Annotated in this window: 17 protein-coding genes; 4 read left to right on the top strand and 13 right to left on the bottom strand. The window is 54.4% G+C overall.

All coding sequences use genetic code 11. The features are described from left to right. Positions 1-13: 13 nt before the first annotated feature. Positions 14-1,561, bottom strand: coding sequence for a helicase HerA-like domain-containing protein (locus tag ACR0AG_RS09600; protein WP_480838196.1), 1,548 nt, complete (start codon positions 1,559-1,561; stop codon positions 14-16). 448 nt (positions 1,562-2,009) lie between these two features. Between ACR0AG_RS09600 and ACR0AG_RS09595 the strand changes: the two genes are divergently transcribed. Further along, the gene (locus ACR0AG_RS09595; RefSeq protein WP_480838194.1) at positions 2,010-2,627 is read left to right on the top strand and encodes an invasion associated locus B family protein; all 618 of its coding nucleotides are present in this window, start codon (positions 2,010-2,012) and stop codon (positions 2,625-2,627) included. A 45-nt stretch (positions 2,628-2,672) separates the two neighbouring features. On the opposite strand, the gene ACR0AG_RS09590 is transcribed toward ACR0AG_RS09595, so the two are convergent. Genes ACR0AG_RS09590 through ACR0AG_RS09575 form a run of 4 tightly spaced genes read right to left on the bottom strand, consistent with a single transcriptional unit; the run spans position 2,673 to position 6,908 of the window. Next, a complete protein-coding gene (locus ACR0AG_RS09590) occupies positions 2,673-3,881 on the bottom strand; it encodes a beta-ketoacyl-[acyl-carrier-protein] synthase family protein (protein ID WP_480838192.1) in 1,209 nt (402 codons plus the stop codon). Between the two features lie 8 nt (positions 3,882-3,889). Then, positions 3,890-4,147 (bottom strand): acyl carrier protein, encoded by a 258-nt coding sequence (locus ACR0AG_RS09585; RefSeq protein WP_480838190.1) that lies wholly within the window; start codon positions 4,145-4,147, stop codon positions 3,890-3,892. A 32-nt stretch (positions 4,148-4,179) separates the two neighbouring features. Further along, positions 4,180-5,271 (bottom strand): UDP-3-O-(3-hydroxymyristoyl)glucosamine N-acyltransferase, encoded by a 1,092-nt coding sequence (lpxD, locus tag ACR0AG_RS09580; protein ID WP_480838188.1) that lies wholly within the window; start codon positions 5,269-5,271, stop codon positions 4,180-4,182. Between the two features lie 35 nt (positions 5,272-5,306). Next, the gene (locus ACR0AG_RS09575; protein ID WP_480838186.1) at positions 5,307-6,908 is read right to left on the bottom strand and encodes a L,D-transpeptidase family protein; all 1,602 of its coding nucleotides are present in this window, start codon (positions 6,906-6,908) and stop codon (positions 5,307-5,309) included. 345 nt (positions 6,909-7,253) lie between these two features. Here ACR0AG_RS09575 and mepK point away from each other — a divergent pair, with 345 nt between their 5' ends. Next, entirely contained in the window at positions 7,254-7,823 is a 570-nt protein-coding gene (gene mepK / locus ACR0AG_RS09570; RefSeq protein ID WP_480838184.1) for a peptidoglycan L,D-endopeptidase MepK, read from the top strand. Between the two features lie 145 nt (positions 7,824-7,968). On the opposite strand, the gene ACR0AG_RS09565 is transcribed toward mepK, so the two are convergent. The 6 genes from ACR0AG_RS09565 to ACR0AG_RS09540 form a co-directional block, all read right to left on the bottom strand. Next, positions 7,969-8,478 carry an invasion associated locus B family protein gene (locus tag ACR0AG_RS09565; protein WP_480838182.1) on the bottom strand — a complete coding sequence of 170 codons (510 nt, stop codon included), beginning with the start codon at positions 8,476-8,478 and terminating at the stop codon, positions 7,969-7,971. A gap of 11 nt (positions 8,479-8,489) precedes the next feature. Further along, positions 8,490-9,425 (bottom strand): CsgG/HfaB family protein, encoded by a 936-nt coding sequence (locus tag ACR0AG_RS09560; RefSeq protein ID WP_480838180.1) that lies wholly within the window; start codon positions 9,423-9,425, stop codon positions 8,490-8,492. Between the two features lie 63 nt (positions 9,426-9,488). Next, a complete protein-coding gene (locus ACR0AG_RS09555; protein ID WP_480838178.1) occupies positions 9,489-9,809 on the bottom strand; it encodes a curli assembly protein CsgF in 321 nt (106 codons plus the stop codon). A 31-nt stretch (positions 9,810-9,840) separates the two neighbouring features. Continuing rightward, entirely contained in the window at positions 9,841-10,440 is a 600-nt protein-coding gene (locus tag ACR0AG_RS09550) for a hypothetical protein (protein WP_480838176.1), read from the bottom strand. Positions 10,441-10,475: 35 nt separating this feature from the next. Next, complete coding sequence (gene csgH, locus ACR0AG_RS09545; protein ID WP_480838174.1) at positions 10,476-10,808, bottom strand: curli-like amyloid fiber formation chaperone CsgH; 333 nt, start codon at positions 10,806-10,808, stop codon at positions 10,476-10,478. A 103-nt stretch (positions 10,809-10,911) separates the two neighbouring features. Further along, entirely contained in the window at positions 10,912-11,991 is a 1,080-nt protein-coding gene (locus ACR0AG_RS09540; protein WP_480838172.1) for a hypothetical protein, read from the bottom strand. Between the two features lie 431 nt (positions 11,992-12,422). On the opposite strand from ACR0AG_RS09540, the gene ACR0AG_RS09535 reads away from it, so the two are divergent. Both ACR0AG_RS09535 and ACR0AG_RS09530 read left to right on the top strand, forming a co-directional pair. Further along, positions 12,423-12,740: a hypothetical protein gene (locus ACR0AG_RS09535; RefSeq protein ID WP_480838170.1), complete on the top strand. Its 318-nt coding sequence runs from the start codon at positions 12,423-12,425 to the stop codon at positions 12,738-12,740. Positions 12,741-12,868: 128 nt separating this feature from the next. Then, positions 12,869-13,492: a LuxR C-terminal-related transcriptional regulator gene (locus ACR0AG_RS09530; RefSeq protein ID WP_480838168.1), complete on the top strand. Its 624-nt coding sequence runs from the start codon at positions 12,869-12,871 to the stop codon at positions 13,490-13,492. Positions 13,493-14,182: 690 nt separating this feature from the next. Here ACR0AG_RS09530 and ACR0AG_RS09525 read toward each other — a convergent pair. Next, positions 14,183-14,380 carry a hypothetical protein gene (locus tag ACR0AG_RS09525; RefSeq protein ID WP_480838166.1) on the bottom strand — a complete coding sequence of 66 codons (198 nt, stop codon included), beginning with the start codon at positions 14,378-14,380 and terminating at the stop codon, positions 14,183-14,185. A gap of 337 nt (positions 14,381-14,717) precedes the next feature. Then, positions 14,718-15,764 carry a glycosyltransferase family protein gene (locus ACR0AG_RS09520; protein ID WP_480838164.1) on the bottom strand — a complete coding sequence of 349 codons (1,047 nt, stop codon included), beginning with the start codon at positions 15,762-15,764 and terminating at the stop codon, positions 14,718-14,720. Positions 15,765-16,131: the final 367 nt, after the last annotated feature.

Raw genomic sequence — 16,131 nt, 5'->3', positions numbered from 1 at the left:
GCTGACCCAATGTTCAGCGGTTTTTGAACAATCCGCCCAGAATCCCACGCACCATGCGGCGACCGGTGGTGCCTTTGAGCTCTTTGATGACAGCTTCGGTCATTGCGGATGCGAATGTATCTTTTTTCCGCATCACGCGGCTGGTCGACCGCCCCACCCGGCTGCCCGAATAGCGCCGGGCCGATGCAAACTCACGTTCCATCGCGGATTGCATTTCGATAACTTCGTCTGTCTCAGCCATTGCGGCAGCCTCTGCAGCGGCGGCGGCGCGTTTTTGCAGAATTTCATAAGCAGAGGTGCGATCCACTTTTTCAGTGTATTTGCCCGCCATATCCGATGCCGCCATCAGGTCCGAGCGTTCGGCCTTGGTGATTGGGCCCAATTGCGATCCGGGCGGGCGGATCAGGGTCCGCTCGACCACGCCGGGGATTCCCTTTTTCTCAAGCATCGAGGTCACAGCCTCGCCCACGCCGACCTCACGAATGGCTTCCTCGGTGTCGAACTTTGGGTTTTCGCGATATGTCTCGGCGGCAAGGCGCAGGTTCTTGCGGTCACGCGCGGTAAAGGCCCGCAGCGCATGCTGGATGCGGTTGCCCAACTGACCCAGAATATCCTCGGGGATGTCCGCCGGATTCTGACTGATGAAATAGACGCCAACACCTTTGGAGCGGATCAGGCGGGCCACTTGTTCCACTTTGTCGACCAGCACCTTTGGCGCGTCCTCGAACAGCAGATGCGCTTCATCAAAAAAGAACACCAGTTTGGGTTTTTCCGGGTCACCGACCTCGGGCAGTTCCTCAAACAACTCGCTGAGCAGCCAAAGAAGAAAAGTGGCGTAGAGACGCGGCGCGCCCATCAGTTTGTCCGAGGCCAGAATGTTGACCATTCCGTGCCCCGTCGCATCGGTGCGCATGAGATCGGACAGTGCCAGCGCAGGTTCCCCAAACAGATTGGACCCACCCTGGTTTTCAAGCACAAGCAAACGGCGCTGAATCGCGCCGATCGAGGAAGTCGAGACATTTCCATAGCGCAGAGACAGTTGCGCCCGATTTTCACCGATCCAGACAAGCAGCGCCTGCAGGTCCTTGAGGTCCAGCAACGGCATCCCTTCTTCGTCGGCAACGCGGAATGCGATGTTCAAGATGCCCTCTTGCGCATCGCTGAGTTCCAACAGGCGCGACAGCAGCAAAGGGCCCATTTCGGTGATCGTGGTGCGAACGGGATGGCCCTGTTCGCCATAGAGGTCCCAAAACGTGACCGGACAGGCGCCATAGCTGAAGTCGTCAAATCCGATCCGCGTGGCACGATCCTGAAAGGCGCCGTGCAGCTTGTGCGCGGCGCTGCCCGGGCGCGCCAGGCCCGACAGGTCCCCTTTGACGTCCGACAAGAAGACGGGAACGCCAGCTTGCGAAAACCCCTCGGCCAGAATTTGCAGGGTCACGGTCTTGCCGGTTCCTGTGGCCCCCGCAATCAGCCCGTGCCGGTTGGCGTATTTCAGGGTCAGCCCCTGTTTCTGCCCATAATCCGGGCCGCCGCCGCCCACAAAAATCTTGTCTTGCATTTGCTAACTGTCCCCAAAACTGACCGTTCCTGTCCGAACATACAAAGTTTACCTTTTGTCGCGATAGTACTTTTACGGCCTCGGCGACGGTTTGCGGGGGCTGTAAATTCCTCCCTGTCGACTGGCCGTGCCTTCGGGCACGGCTTTTTTTCGCGTTTTGGCAGAATGTGGGCGGAACCGTGTCACTTTTTCAGGTTTGCAGTTGACCACTGGGTTTGGCTCTCGTAACGTCTGCGCATAACTAAGTCGGCCAGTCCGACGGGGAGAAACAATTTGGCAAAGGGGGCTGCTCCACCAGCTCCCTTTTCCTGTTTTTGGGCCCTGGCCAAAGTCTGGTTCCTTGGCGACAATCCGTCCAAATTTTGGTGATACCGCAGGTTTGGCCCTGACACTGGCTGATTGCAGTGATACAGGGGACAAAAAGCTGGATCAGCACCATGAGGCATTTATGATCAGGAAACTTATCTCACTGAATATTGCGGCCGCGGCTTTGATTGGCACCGCCGCCTTTGCGCAGGAAACAACAGATACCGAGGCCGCTCCGGCCGAGGGTACCGCCCCGTCCATCGCGGACAACCTGGATCTGGGTCAGCCGGTCGATGAAAGCACGCAGGTCGGTCAGCGCTATGCCAAAGAGGCGTTTGGCGAGTGGAACCTGACTTGCCTTAAGACCAATCTTGAAAGCGACCCATGCTCATTGCTGCAGCAGGTCAACGGGCCGCAAGATGTCCCCATGGCCGAGTTTTCGCTGTTTCCCCTGCCCGAAGGTCAGGCTGCGGTTGCAGGCGCCAATGTCATCGTACCGCTGGAAACCCTGCTGACCGAGCAACTGACGATTTCTATCGATGGCGCGCCAGCCAAGCGTTACGCATTTTCGTTTTGTGACCCTGTGGGGTGCGTCGCGCAAATCGGCCTAACCCAGACCGATATCGATGCAATGCAGAAAGGCAACAAGGCAACGTTGCGGATCGTTCCCGCGCCCGCTCCCGATCAGGTGATCCGGTTGGAGGTTTCGCTGTCAGGTTTTACCGCGGGGTATGAGGCCGTATCCGCACTGGAAAACTGAACCAGAAGAAAACGTAATGCAAAAGCCGCCTCGAAGGGGCGGCTTTTATACTTTCCTCAGGGCCAAGACCGCGTTCAGACCACCAAACGCAAACGCATTGCTGAGGGCGACATCCACCTTGGCCTCGCGCGCCTCGTTCGGGACGACATCCAGGGCGCATTCGGGATCGGGTTCTTCGTAGCCGATCGTCGGCGCAATGACGCCGTCCCGCAGCGCCATGATACAGGCCAGCAATTCAACCGCGCCCGTCCCGCCGATCAGGTGACCGTGCATCGACTTGGTGGAGGAAATCATCAAATCATCGGCGTGCTGTCCGAAAACATCCGCCACCGCGGCGCATTCAGTTTTGTCGTTGGCCGCCGTGCCGGTCCCATGGGCGTTGATATAACACACATCGCTGGCGTTCAGCTTTGCGTCGGCCAGCGCACCCGACATCGCGCGCGAGGCCCCTTGTTTGCTGGGCATCACAATGTCTGCCGCGTCCGAGGACATGGCAAAGCCCGCGACCTCGCACAGAATTTCGGCCCCGCGGGCACGCGCGTGCTCATATTCTTCGAAGACAAAAATCCCGGCCCCTTCGCCCTGCACCATGCCGTTGCGGTTGGCGCTGAACGGGCGGCAGGCATCTTTGGACATGACGCGCAGGCCCTCCCACGCCTTTACGCCACCGAAACATAGCATCGATTCCGATCCGCCAGTGACCATGGCCGGTGCCGCGCCGCTGCGCACCAACTGAAACGCCAGCGCCATTGCATGGTTCGATGACGCACAGGCCGTCGACACTGTGAAGCTGGGGCCTTTCAGATTGTGTTCCATCGACACATGGCTGGCGGCGGCGTTGTTCATCAGTTTTGGCACCACAAACGGATGCACTCGGTTCTTGCCGTCCTCATAGACCGAGCGGTAATTGTCGTCCCAGGTCGACACGCCACCGCCCGCTGTGCCCAGCACCACACCCGAGCGCGCGGCAAGGTCGCCGTGAAAGACGATGCCGGATTGGTCAATCGCCTCTTTCGCGGCGGTCAGCGTGAACTGGGTGAACCGATCATAGAGTGACATTTGCTGGCGGTTGAACCGGCCTTCGGCCTCGAACCCGCGCACCTGCCCACCGATCTTTATCGCAAGCCGTTCGACATCGCGAAACTCAAGATCGGATATCCCGCAACGCCCTTCTCGCATCGCTTCCAGCGTGTCGGGCACAGAATGGCCCAGCGAGTTGATGGTGCCGGCACCCGTAATGACAACGCGTTTCATGGTCAGTGTCAGACCTTTTCCGACACGAGCTTTTCAATGCCCGCAATGATCGCTGCGACATTGGTGATATCGAAATCGCTGGCCGTCGGTTCGTTGGCGTTGAAGGGGACCGAAATATCGAACTCTTCTTCGATGGCGAAAATGCTTTCGACCAGGCCCAGGCTGTCGATACCCAGGCTTTCAAGCGTGCTGTCGGGTGTCACATCCGATGGCTCCAGCACGGCCTGCTCTGCAATAATTGCGATGACGCGGTCGCTGATGCTCATATCGTTCCCCTGATTGTCGCGTTGAGGTTGATTTAATCACTTGGAGGCTGTTTGAAAACAGCCTTTTTCAACGCCTCAACATCGCGGGCCAGACGCGGCAGGCGTCGTTGCGCCTTATAGATATCAGTGTGAGAGTCCATCTTGATGCCGGGATATCCCATGATCACACGGCCCGCAGGCACGTTGGACAGGATCTTTGTGCCCCCGCCCGAGATCACGCCGTCCCCGATAAAGATATTGTCGACAACACCGGTTTGCCCGCCCAGAACGACGTTGTTCCCGATCTCGACCGATCCCGAAACTCCGGTCTGTCCACACAGCAGACAATCGCGCCCGACGCGGGTGTTGTGGCCCACATGCACAAGATTATCCAGCTTTGACCCGCTGCCGATGACCGTATTGCGGATGGTGCCGTTGTCGACCGTGCAATTCGCGCCAACCTCGACATCATCGCCAATTTCCACCGCACCCAGCGAGTGGATGCGCAGCCAGCTTTGGGCCTTTGCTTCGCCCTGATCGCCCATTGTCTTGCGAGCGTTTTCGGCGCCCGAAACTTCGGGCGTGACAAAGCTGAACCCGTCCCCCCCGATACGCGCACCGGGTTGGGCGATAAAGCGATCACCGATCCGGCTGCGGGCGCCGATGCTGACCATTTCGCGCAACAAGGCATGCTTGCCGATGCTGACATCCATCCCGACAACGCAATGCGGGCCGATCACTGAACCAGCCCCGATACGCGCCCGGGCACCGATCACGGCCAGCGGCCCAACCGAGACCCCCTCGCCAATTTCAGCGGTTGGATCGATCACGGCCGACGGGTGAATGCCCTGTGCAACGCCCTGCCCCTTGTCCATCATCGCGGTGATACCGGACATCGCCATGCGCGGGCGTGTCACGAAGATAGCAGCCCGCAAGCCCATGGATTGCCAATCTGCCCCGTCCCACAAAACAGCCGCGCGCGCCGCGCCTTGCGTCAATGCCTCGGCATATTTGGGCGACATGGCCATGGCCAGATCGCTTTCCCCCGCCGTACCGGGTTCTGCCGCGCGCGCAACCGTAAGGCTGGTATCGCCCTCGGCGTCTGCGCCAAGGGCGTCTGCTATTTGCTGGATCGTGAACTGCATCGCAGGCTTCCTTGTGTCAGGACTTGCCCCCGTGATTACCCCTGAACGTCCGGCAGGACCACCCCTGCCTTTTGCAATGCGTCCCAGATTTTGCGATCGCGGTCATACACATCCCGGCGATACTGAACCTCGCCCTTGGGGCCGATGTAAGCGGTGCGATAGATCAGATGTACCGGAACCTTCTGGTCCAGTTCCACTTTGGTCTCTTTACCCGAGCTCAGGACACGATGGAAAAACGCCTTGGGGTCTTCCTCCTGACGGGCCAGCAGCGCATAGGCGAATTCGAACGGTTGGGCCAGTCGGATACAGCCATGCGAAAACGCCCGAACCTCACGCGAGAACAGGGATTTCTGAGGCGTATCATGCAGATAGATGTTGTACTTGTTGGGGAACATGAACTTCACCAGACCCAGAGCGTTGCTCTTGCTGGGAGGTTGACGCATCGAGAACGGGAAGTTGCGCGCGGTAAACTGGGTGAAATCCACCGCACCGCGGTTCACCTGACGCCCGCGCCGGTCTGTGATCTGGATATGGCCAACCGCGTTCGGGTTCGACTGTAGCTGGGGCAAGTATTCCTTGGTGATGATCGAGCGTGGCACATACCAGCTGGGATTGATCACCATATGCTCCATCTCGTCCGAGAATTCGGGGCTGCGGCGGTCATGGGTGTTCTTGCCGATCACCGCGCGGGTTTCAAACGTCACCCGGCCGTCGTCGACAATCTTGGCCGAGAAGTCAGCCTGATTGACCAGGATATGCCGCGCGCCACGCTCTTCCGGCAGCCAGCGTTCCCGTTCCAGCGCGACGATGACCGCCTTCAAACGGTCCGAGGCCGGGCGGTTCAACTCGGTGATGGTGCCTTTGCCGGCAACGCCGTCCGCTTCAAGCCCGTGGGCGGTTTGAAAGGCTTGAACCGCGGACAACAGGGCGTCGTCGAAATCCGGGCTGGCCGTGGGCTTCATGTAGCCCATCGCCACCAGCCGGTTGCGCAGTTTGATGACATTCGGACCGGTATCGCCGCGCTCAAGCTTGGTTACCGGAACCGTCGCGCCCCACCCGCCATCAGCGATCAGGGATTGCAGTGCCAGTTTCTGTTTCATCAGCGCACGGTATTGCGGGCTCTGTGGGCCCAGCGATTGAATATAGCGACCCGATGTATCAGCTTGCAGATCCCGCAGAAACGCGCCTGCGGGACGGCGGTCAACCTTGCGGACAAGGCCATCATCGATCTTTGACGGCGTAACCGTGCCTGCTTGCAAGTCCGAGGCGTATTTCAGAAATGCCCGGCTCAGCTCTGCTTCGACCAAGCCCAGTTCGCGGGTGGTGTCCGCCTCTTGCATTTGTTCGATCAGCGCCTGCACATCGTATCGTGCAGCAGGCAAGCCATGGTTCTCTACGCCCGACAACGCTTTGATCAAGGCGGCACGGCGTAAGGCATGCTGATCTGATGATCCGACCCAAATCGGTTCAAAGCCGTTTTCCACGTAATAGGCAGACAGCGCCGCGTCCGAAGAAGTCACCTCGGCAACCGCGAGTTGGAACGCCGTTCCTTCGGTGTTTCCGCTCGCACCTGTCGCAGCAAATGCCAGCAGTGCAGCGGCGAAAATACGTTTACGTGTTCCAAAAACTGTGGGCATGAGATGACCTTGACTATTCAATAACTTGGCGCGGCTGAAAAGAAGCGCCCGAAAAATATGTTTCGGACAACACGGCTTGTCCATTCACATGTCTATCACCTAGCGCTTCTTTTGGATCGTGATGCGCGTTTGCATCGGGCGCCGCGGGTGGGCAGCAAATTTATGCAGCCCTGCATCAGTTGCGCAAAAAACTGCCGAAAATTCCCCCTTGAAAACTGTTTTGGCAAAGATTGCTTGGCTGCTGATTCTCGCTGTGCCATAAACTTCGCATCTGGGATGGGGAAAAATTAAGAAAGCGCACGTAACATCGTGTGCAGGCAGGAACAGTACGGGACGAAACAAGAAATGGCCAAGAGCAGTACCTCGGGTATTACCCGGCGTGCCCTATTGGGCGCATTTGCAGCAACAACACTTGTCGCAGCACCGACTTATTCCAACGCAGCTGGTTTCCTTCGCGGGGGTGGCGACATCCGACGCATCCGGATGTATTCGGGCCGCACCGGCGAACGCATCGACATGGTATATTGGGTCGATGGGAAATATATCAAGGACGCCGTGAAAGAAGTGAATCACTTCATGCGTGACTGGCGTAGTGATCAGGTCAAAGATATGGATCTGCGCACGATTGATATCATGGCCGCATCGCACAACCTTCTGGATGTTTCCGAGCCTTATATGCTGCTCTCCGGCTATCGCTCTCCGAAAACCAATGCGATGCTCAGGTCCCGTTCGCGTGGCGTTGCGCGTAACTCGCTGCATATGAAGGGCCAGGCCGCCGATCTCAGATTGTCTTCCCGCTCGGTCTCGCAAATGGCAAAGGCTGCAATGGCCTGTCGCGCCGGTGGTGTCGGGCAGTATTACCGCTCAAACTTCGTCCACATGGATTGCGGCGACATCCGTACCTGGCGCGGCTAAGACCCACAATAAACAATTGCCAATCCCATAGCCGCCTCGCGCGGCTTTTGGCGTTTCTTATGTCATTCAGAACCAACACCTTACGCACCTGTTTGCAACGGTTGCAGCACGTGCAACCGTTGGCAATTTACATGTTATGTAGAAATCAGTTCGGCGCGATCCGGGCAAGCGCTTCGTTGAAACCGTTCAGCGAAACCGGGATCACGACCTGACCATCGGTTGGATGCATAACTGTAATCGAAGCCTGCGTATTGGCCTTGAGCAGTTCATACACATTCGCATTGGGGGTCCCTTCGACAAGGCACCCATCCGACGTGCAACGCGACCAAGCCAGATTGGCGGTATAGTCCTGCCCAATCGACAGAAGCGGCGGGAAGCTCAGCAACACGCCCAAAGGCAATGCCAATTCAGTTTCGAACGACCCCTGCTCGGCATTCCAAGAAAATGTCACGACCATGGCCGTGAACTCTCCGTCACCCGTCGTGACGCGCTGATAGAGCTGGCAATCCTCAATACTGGTTGATCCCGCAAAACACTGAACCACCCAATCGCCGAATTCTTCACGATCGAGCTCAGGGATATTGCCCTGCTGTGCGAATGCCGCCGAAGTGGCGGCAATCGTGGAAAACATCGATGCACGAACGAGGTTCTTCATCCGGTCACCCATCAGCTTGCAGCCTCAGCCGCCTTGGCCGCTGCTTCGGCTTCGCGCTGCGCCTGTTCTGCTGCAATCGCCTGAGGCGATCCTGCTTCGAGCGCCTTTCTGGTGTTGTACTTCTGGATAATCGCCGACTGCGCGCTTTTGTTCGAGAACGACCATACGTTCTTTTCAGCACCTTCAACGATCATCGAATACACAGCCAGTTCAATTGCCTGACGCACCGCAAGACCCACAGGCTCATTCCGGGTCACACCGGCCTCAAGTTCGAGGATTTCGTCGGTGGATACATAGCGGAAGACCGAGGCCTGCTGCAGGAAAGAATAGACGGTTTTTTCCGTTTGAACCGACAACAGCACCTGGCCGGTGGCAACGCTCACCGCACGCAAGGCAACGGTGATACGGTCGCGGCGATAATCGACATTTGCGCCAATGCCCAGCAAGCGGGCCCCTGCACCACCTGTGGTGACGTTGCTGTCATAGTTGATCACACCACCTTCGATGATGATGCCCGCGTATCTCAGCGGCGGCAGCTCGGAAACAGTGGTATTTTTGTATTCTGTGTTCGTCTGGTTGATCAGGTTTCTTTCCGTAACCAGATTCTGCAACCCTGTACGTTCAACCACATTGAACCAACGGCCATTGCCCGCATCTAGAAGCGAGTCGATCAGCAAAGCCTCGTTACCCTGCGTGACCGCTTTTGAAAACTCGGCAAACAGTTCCGAGGGTTTCTGCTGGCCCGTTTGATCCGGGAAGCTGTAGACCGCGACGTCAACCTTGCGACTGGCCGGTGGCAAAGTCGCCAGCACCGCTTCGGTTCGCGTTACGGGGGTGCTTTCTGGTTCGGCGGCCAATTTGTCTTTCAGACCGCCAACAAACCCCTGGGCGCAACCAGCAAGAAGAGCGCTCGCGCTCAGGCAAAACAATACTTTGCGAAATGACATGGAACTGCTCCGTACCCCTCGTGCCCGCCGCTCGTTTCATTACTGGACGGCTTTTGCGACACTTTAGTTGTTGTTCACTGTAAAATCCGTAGCGGCCGGCGCGGCATCGGGTGCCGCGGGCGCAGCTGGCGGTGCCCCCAAATCGATATCGATGTCGGGGAAGTCGATTTCCGGGAACACAGCGTCGCCGCCACCTCCACCACCGCCATCAGCGTGTTGGTTTTGAATATCGGCAAGACCGATCAGATAGTTGTAGTTTGCAGAAAACCCGCCAAATCCGGGGTTCACAGGCCGATAGACCAATTCGGATGCGGCCACCTGCGAAACCGTTGCTGCCAGAATCGCAGAAACAGATGCAACCCGGGAAAAGCTGCGTAAAGTCATTCGTTTCACCTGTATATCCAACTTACCAACTCTACTTCAATCTTATGACAGTACCCGCCGGTGCATTGCGAAACGTGATACTGCCACCATAATTTCTTCCGACCTGACCATACACCACAGTCGTGTTCTGTGAATCGACCAGCGCAACATTGGCCCCAAGATTGTTGCCAATTTGCACAGTCGCAACGCTGTTGTTGTTCCCGCCCACCACAAAAACATTCGATGTGAGGCGCGATCCAGCCTGGTATTGCGCTATGACGCTGCCCGGTGAATCGCTCACGAGGCCGAGTGATCGGTTGTTGTTACCCAACTGGAAAGAGCCGGTCGCCGCACCCTGACTTTGGTTCACAAAGTTACGGCTGAGGTTGTTCTGACCATTCTGCGCCTGAATGTTCGCGGCACCCTGACCAAAAGCGGTGTTGCTCTGCAATCCTTGTGCAGCCTGTGCAGCGCCATTGACATTGGGGGCAGCAAAATTGCCCTGCTGCGCGCTGACCAGAACCTCAACCGGGGACAGATCGTTTTGCACAACGAAATTCACGGCCTGCGCCTCGGCCGATCCGCCGTAGGCCGCAAGCCCGATGGCCAGTGCAAGGCCTGACAGGATGGATTTACCAAATCGTTTCTTCATCTCAATTTCCGCCTTCCTGCTTGACTAAATGTGCCTCACGGCGTGGCTGTGGCTTCGCACTCATCCGTGCGTGCGCCATCGCGAACAGTTAGCTTGATGGAGACCTCTCCACCCTTCTGAACATGGACCGAGGACGTTGACAGTGTCAAATACCCGTCCTGATACGCGCTGCTGTCACCACTGTCTGCAAAGCTGCCAGCCTGAGAAGAGACCGACCGATTAGAGCCCTGCTTTACGGTGACACTCATTTGATAAGAGCCGCTCTTCCAGACCTCGGGATCAACCGCACCCGTGACGGTCAGCATCGGTCCGGCTTGCGACATTAGCAGATGGCACGCGCCAGACGAGGGGGTCGAAGAAACCGACATCAAAACCATCAATACTGGCAGCAACGTGCCCATACCAATCAAATCCGAAAAACAAATGTGGTCGGAGGCAAAGCCTGCCTCCGACCGTTGTGATTAGGCTCGATTAACGAGACCAGGTAACCTGCAAGTTGGTAGCCGCATTTCCGCTACCGTACTGGCTCTGGATATTGCGGTTACCATCGCCGAACTGAAGGCTGGCATGAGCATTATAGCTTCCGAGCTGGGACTGCGAGCTATAGTTACCGTTGCCACGCTGCAAACTAACGGCCGAATTACGTGTCCCACCGTAGTAATAGGAACGCGCTTGCGACTGGAAGTTCTGGTTGTTGTCACCAATCTGCAGCGCCGCTACATCACTCTTATATTGATGCGACTGATATTGTTCAGAATAGTTGTCGTGGCCTCGCTGGGCCAACGCCGCAAAGCTTTGTTCACCGCCAACTTGTTTGATGTACGAGTCGTTGTTGTTGCCATACTGCACAGTTACAGCGCCGTTCTTGTATCCACCATATTGTGTGGTTGAGGCAAAATTCTTGTCGCCAAGTTGAACAGTCGCGGCTGAGTTTCCTTTTCCACCATAGTCTTGCACGGTGTGTTGCTGGTTCTTGTACCCAGCTTGAATTACAGCAGATTTCAGATTCTTACCCACCTGCAAGGTAGTCGATGTGTTCTTCACACCGAACTGGCCGGTGGCAGCTGAGTTATCAAACCCATATTGTTCGTGCAGATTGGCATTAGCCGTACCGTACTGATAAGTCGCAGAAGTGTTGCCAGCACCGAATTGCGTGTTGAACGCGGTGTTATCGACTCCGGATTGAACTTGGTGGTTAGAATTGCCAAAAACAGCGTCTGCTGAGGCCGAGCCCACGCTCGCGTTACCTGCTGTCGCGGTCGCAACGCCATAATAGCGCGCACGAGCCGATGCTTTGTACGCGTCAACATAGGCTTCAGCTCTCTTAGAGCCATAGCGCTTTCCATAGGCTTCTGCCGAAGAGCCACCCGCACGAACTGCGTTGTTACGATAAATGTTATAGCCGAACAGTCCATCATTTGCTTGGGCATTGCCGTAGACATCGGCACTCGCGCCGCCGCCAATACCAGCACCGCCAGTGGACTGCGCAGACGCAACGCCAGCGGTCATCACCAGCGCTGTAGTTGTAAGAAGGAGTTTAACAGAATTCATACCTAAGATCCTCACACTTGTTCACGACGGACCACGTCCGCCAATTGGTACAGTGCAATCAGGATCATTCGTTCCGGGCCAAAAAGAAATTGGGAAGACGGAGTAGTTGGTTTCACCGAGATGATTCTGTTTTCTCGGCAATCACGACGAAGTTTGGCGCTCGGATAGCTGAAACCAACTAGTCATAATCATCTATTCACGCAACAAAAGTTACCCAACGTAAGGATTGTTCTCGAATGGTGGCCGACAAAAATCGTATAGAATCAATGTAGTGTGTGAATCAGGCAATGAGATGGCTAAAAAGTTAATAAACTTCTCCCAAAAGATTAAACTTTCGGCTAGCATTTCCCCACAACGGCAGCGTGTGCAGCTGCCCAACAAAAACGACAAAGACGTTTGTGAGTAATAGTAAGGTACGGACAGTTTTTATGATGTCACACAAATTCAAATATACTATTGCGTCCGCGGTAACCGGTGTGCTGGTTTCCGTTCAAATTGCCAATGCATCTGCTTTCGTAAATCAGGCCGCTCCACAGACAAGAACAGCGTTTGTGAAACAGGCCAACCAAATTGCAAAACAACCGCCGATTGAAAACAAGGCACAGGTCGAGGCCGCCGAAACAATCACCGAGCAGTTGCCAGAGCAAGCCCCCCCTCAGAACAGGATTCTCGAGTTTGAGGTTCAGGATGAGCGGATGTTGCTCCCAAGCGCCAGAATTACGCCGCTGACCCGAGTTATCTCGCGCTAGTTGTTAAAACCGGGACTGTCTCGGTAGCGGTGTTTTTAGTGTTTGCCCGTTTTGCGTGAATAACGGGCAAGAGTATGAGTTTATGGAAGGTGTTCGCTTTGACACGTGTATTGATTATTTCCGACAATATGCTTGCGCAACTCGGTCTGAAGCAAATTGTCGATAGCCATGAGTGGCAATCCCAATGCATCGACTTCGTATCTCTGCGATGTGACGAAGACCATAATTGGCATGACTATGACCTGATCGTTGCGTCGGTTGGGCTAAAGCATGAGTTGCAGACATTGGTGCCGCTGATTTCCGACCGGTTCGAGGATACTCCCACCGTATTGGTGTTAGAGGATGACAGCCTTGGCTCACGCCTTGGAAATCTTCCCTCGTCTTTCCGTGCGGTTGTCACGTCGACCTATTGCCCCAACAGCATCCAGTCTGTTCTGGATCTGGTGGTCAAAGGTGCGTTTGTGTTCCCGAAAGAGTTCTTTTCAACCGAGGGGATTTCCCGAGGCGCTGATGCCGCAGGCTTGACCAATGCGCGGGACCTGACGAAGCGAGAAGTTCAGATTCTTCAAAACCTTGCAGAGGGAATGCCCAACAAGGAAATCGGTCGCAAACTGAGCATTTCTTGCAATACCGTAGACACGCATGTGTCGTCGATCATCAAGAAATTGAAAGTCAGAAACCGCACCGAGGCGGCGGTTTACGCCCGCTCGGTTGCACACAACACGCCCGAGGCACCCGCTGCGAACGGATAAACAATCCTGAGGTTTCCAAGAAATTGTCGTCGCAATTTAGTTAATTATGATGACTTCGTGACATATCATTTGAAAAGTTGTGTCCACTAGGACCCAAAAACCGTCAGTATTGGTGATAAATACATCACGCATATAGCAATTGGGCCATGCGTTTGACCGGCCAAAGAGAAACGTCCGCATTGTTAGCAGTCACAAACGATCCCGTCAGATTTTGCAGTAGAGTACATGAGATTACGGGCACGCACCAAAGGGAGATACTGTGAAGACCCATGTTGGAGCCGTTCAACTTTGTCCTAGAGGTTCGAACCTCACGGAGACAATGACTGCCAATCGAACTCGGTGCCAAATTTGAGGTATGGATTGCCAGCGCACACGAGTTCTACCGAGGCAAATTGCACATGAGCAAAAATACACTTTGAACAATGGCAAAAGGTTTCCGTACAGCTCGAGAGCACAAACGGCACGCATAGGCTTTGGCACCCCAATCAAGATTGCGTACTCCAGATGCGGGCTAAGCCCCTGCCAATTGTATCCTTAGAACAAAGAGAAAACCAAATAGGAATGCAGGCATATCGTAGCAAACGAATTGTCGCCATGCAAAACACGGGCGAGAGTCCGTGGAAAAGAAGCCGAGCTCCTGACATTCCGCGAAACCGCAAGAGCGATTTATTGACCAAAGTGATCGGGTTTTCAAAAAGCAATCTGCGGATAGTTCAAGGCTTCATAGCTAGACAGATGCGCAGCGGCAGCATGTGCAGTGATCATTGCGATGGCTTCGGCGCACGTAAGTTCGGCTTCCAGCGCTGCCCGATTTAAGTTCGGGGAAAATTTGAAAAGTGCCAAACGAGTTTGGTGTTCGTATAGCCGGGTGTAGTTTGTGTAGTTCATGCAGGTAAGCGTTCGAGGTCGCGTTTCAGCTGTTCGAAACTTGCCCACTTTCCTAAAGAATTCGCAGGGCACTCTGTTCAGTCGTTTGAATAGCGCTTATTGGCGTTGCTGACCTATATCGCCAGTGTTCGATGAGGCTCAACTGTCTTGCCCAAGGAACAGGTTAGAAATAAAGCTCATAGCCAGTGATGAAATAGTCGTTTCAATCGAATACCTTTAAACCCCTTGTGAGCGCAAGAAGACGCATGTGCGGGAAAACACTACCAAGCAAAACGGTGTGGGCCATCGAACAAAAAATAGACGATTGTTCGCAAAACAAAGCTGCATTGAATTGCAATCAACTAAATACCCCGCAGGACTTAAGTTTGGAATGAATTCGTTGCCCTGTTTCGCTGCTATCAAACATTTGGCTTCGATCTATTAGGTACTTCGATAGCGCACTATGGAATGTCGGTTCGAAGATCATGTTCTCCAACAAAGTTTTCAATTGTTTGTCATCGCTATAAAATCCTCCGTAACCGCTCCCAAGTTGTTCGACGCGGGCACCTGTGCGGCGTTGAACGACCGGCACACCCTGCTGCATCGCATCAAGAATTTTGGTAGAGCCCAAGTAATGCGTTTCTTTGGTGTACCCGCCCAGTGCAGCGAATGTGTTTTGATATAAATATGGCATATCCAAATATGGGATCTTTCCAAAGTAGACAGCATTTCTCGGCAATGGAATTCTAAGGCTTCCTGCCAAACCCATTACAGGGTCCGCAGGAGTCTTGGTTTTTTGGTTTATTTCCATAACCTTGCTATGGACATCGACCTGAAAAGTGTCCTGAGTTATCCGCCCATAGAGTCCCAAAACTCTTGTACCCAAAGTGATCGCTTTATATTTGAATTTCTTTTTCCTATCGAAGCAGTTACAAAACAATTCCTCATTGCTTTGTTCAATGTTGACAATAGCGCTTGGAGTGTAAATTTCGCTCGGGAAAAAATTTGATAATATCTCTTTCGCTGCGTCGCTTTTCCAGTGATTTTTTAGAAGGTCGGTCCAAGAGTCATTCGTTGTAAAGATCCCATCGGCGCATTTAAAAACACTCTCGTCATATGGGTACGCCAGTGTAAATTTTGGAGAAGGTAAGGTTTTGAAAAATTCTGGGTTATTCCGCACATAATATAGATCATAATCTTGACTGGGGTATTGTACTTTTTCTCCCCCACCATATTCACTGGATTTGAAGTCAATTAGGATATCATTATAATAAACATCAGCAAAATAGGACAACGTCCTATAAAAGCGCATTTCATTTATCGTATCGCCACCGCGCGCGCTGATTGATGGCTGCTTGCAAAAAAGGACATAGATCTTTGGTCGCGGATTGGAGTTGCCTGTCATCGTCCCTCGCGTGCGTTGTTCGACTATCTACAGAGTTTTCTTTTGGCTCAGCGACAAAGTTTAAGATTGCGTGTTGAGTCACACAAGCGCAATAACCTCAAATCCCGAAGTGGTTCAAGCCATCATCGACAAGGTGAATTCGGCTCTAACATGATCAGAGGCACAGTCCGAGGATTGCACTTCGAAAACCTGCTCAGATGCAATATACCGGTGATGAGACATGATGGGTCTGATCATCGAATTACCATTACCGGGGCCGATCCTGTGCAGGACCTTGTGAGCAGCCTCATCTGACTGGTCCAACCTGATTGTTAGTGCATCGTCGGCTTGTTATCCATTGGGATGATGGTTTCGGGTGCTGGCGGGC

Source organism: Ruegeria sp. H6 (assembly GCF_056532975.1).
This window is presented reverse-complemented; position numbering and strand designations above follow the sequence as displayed.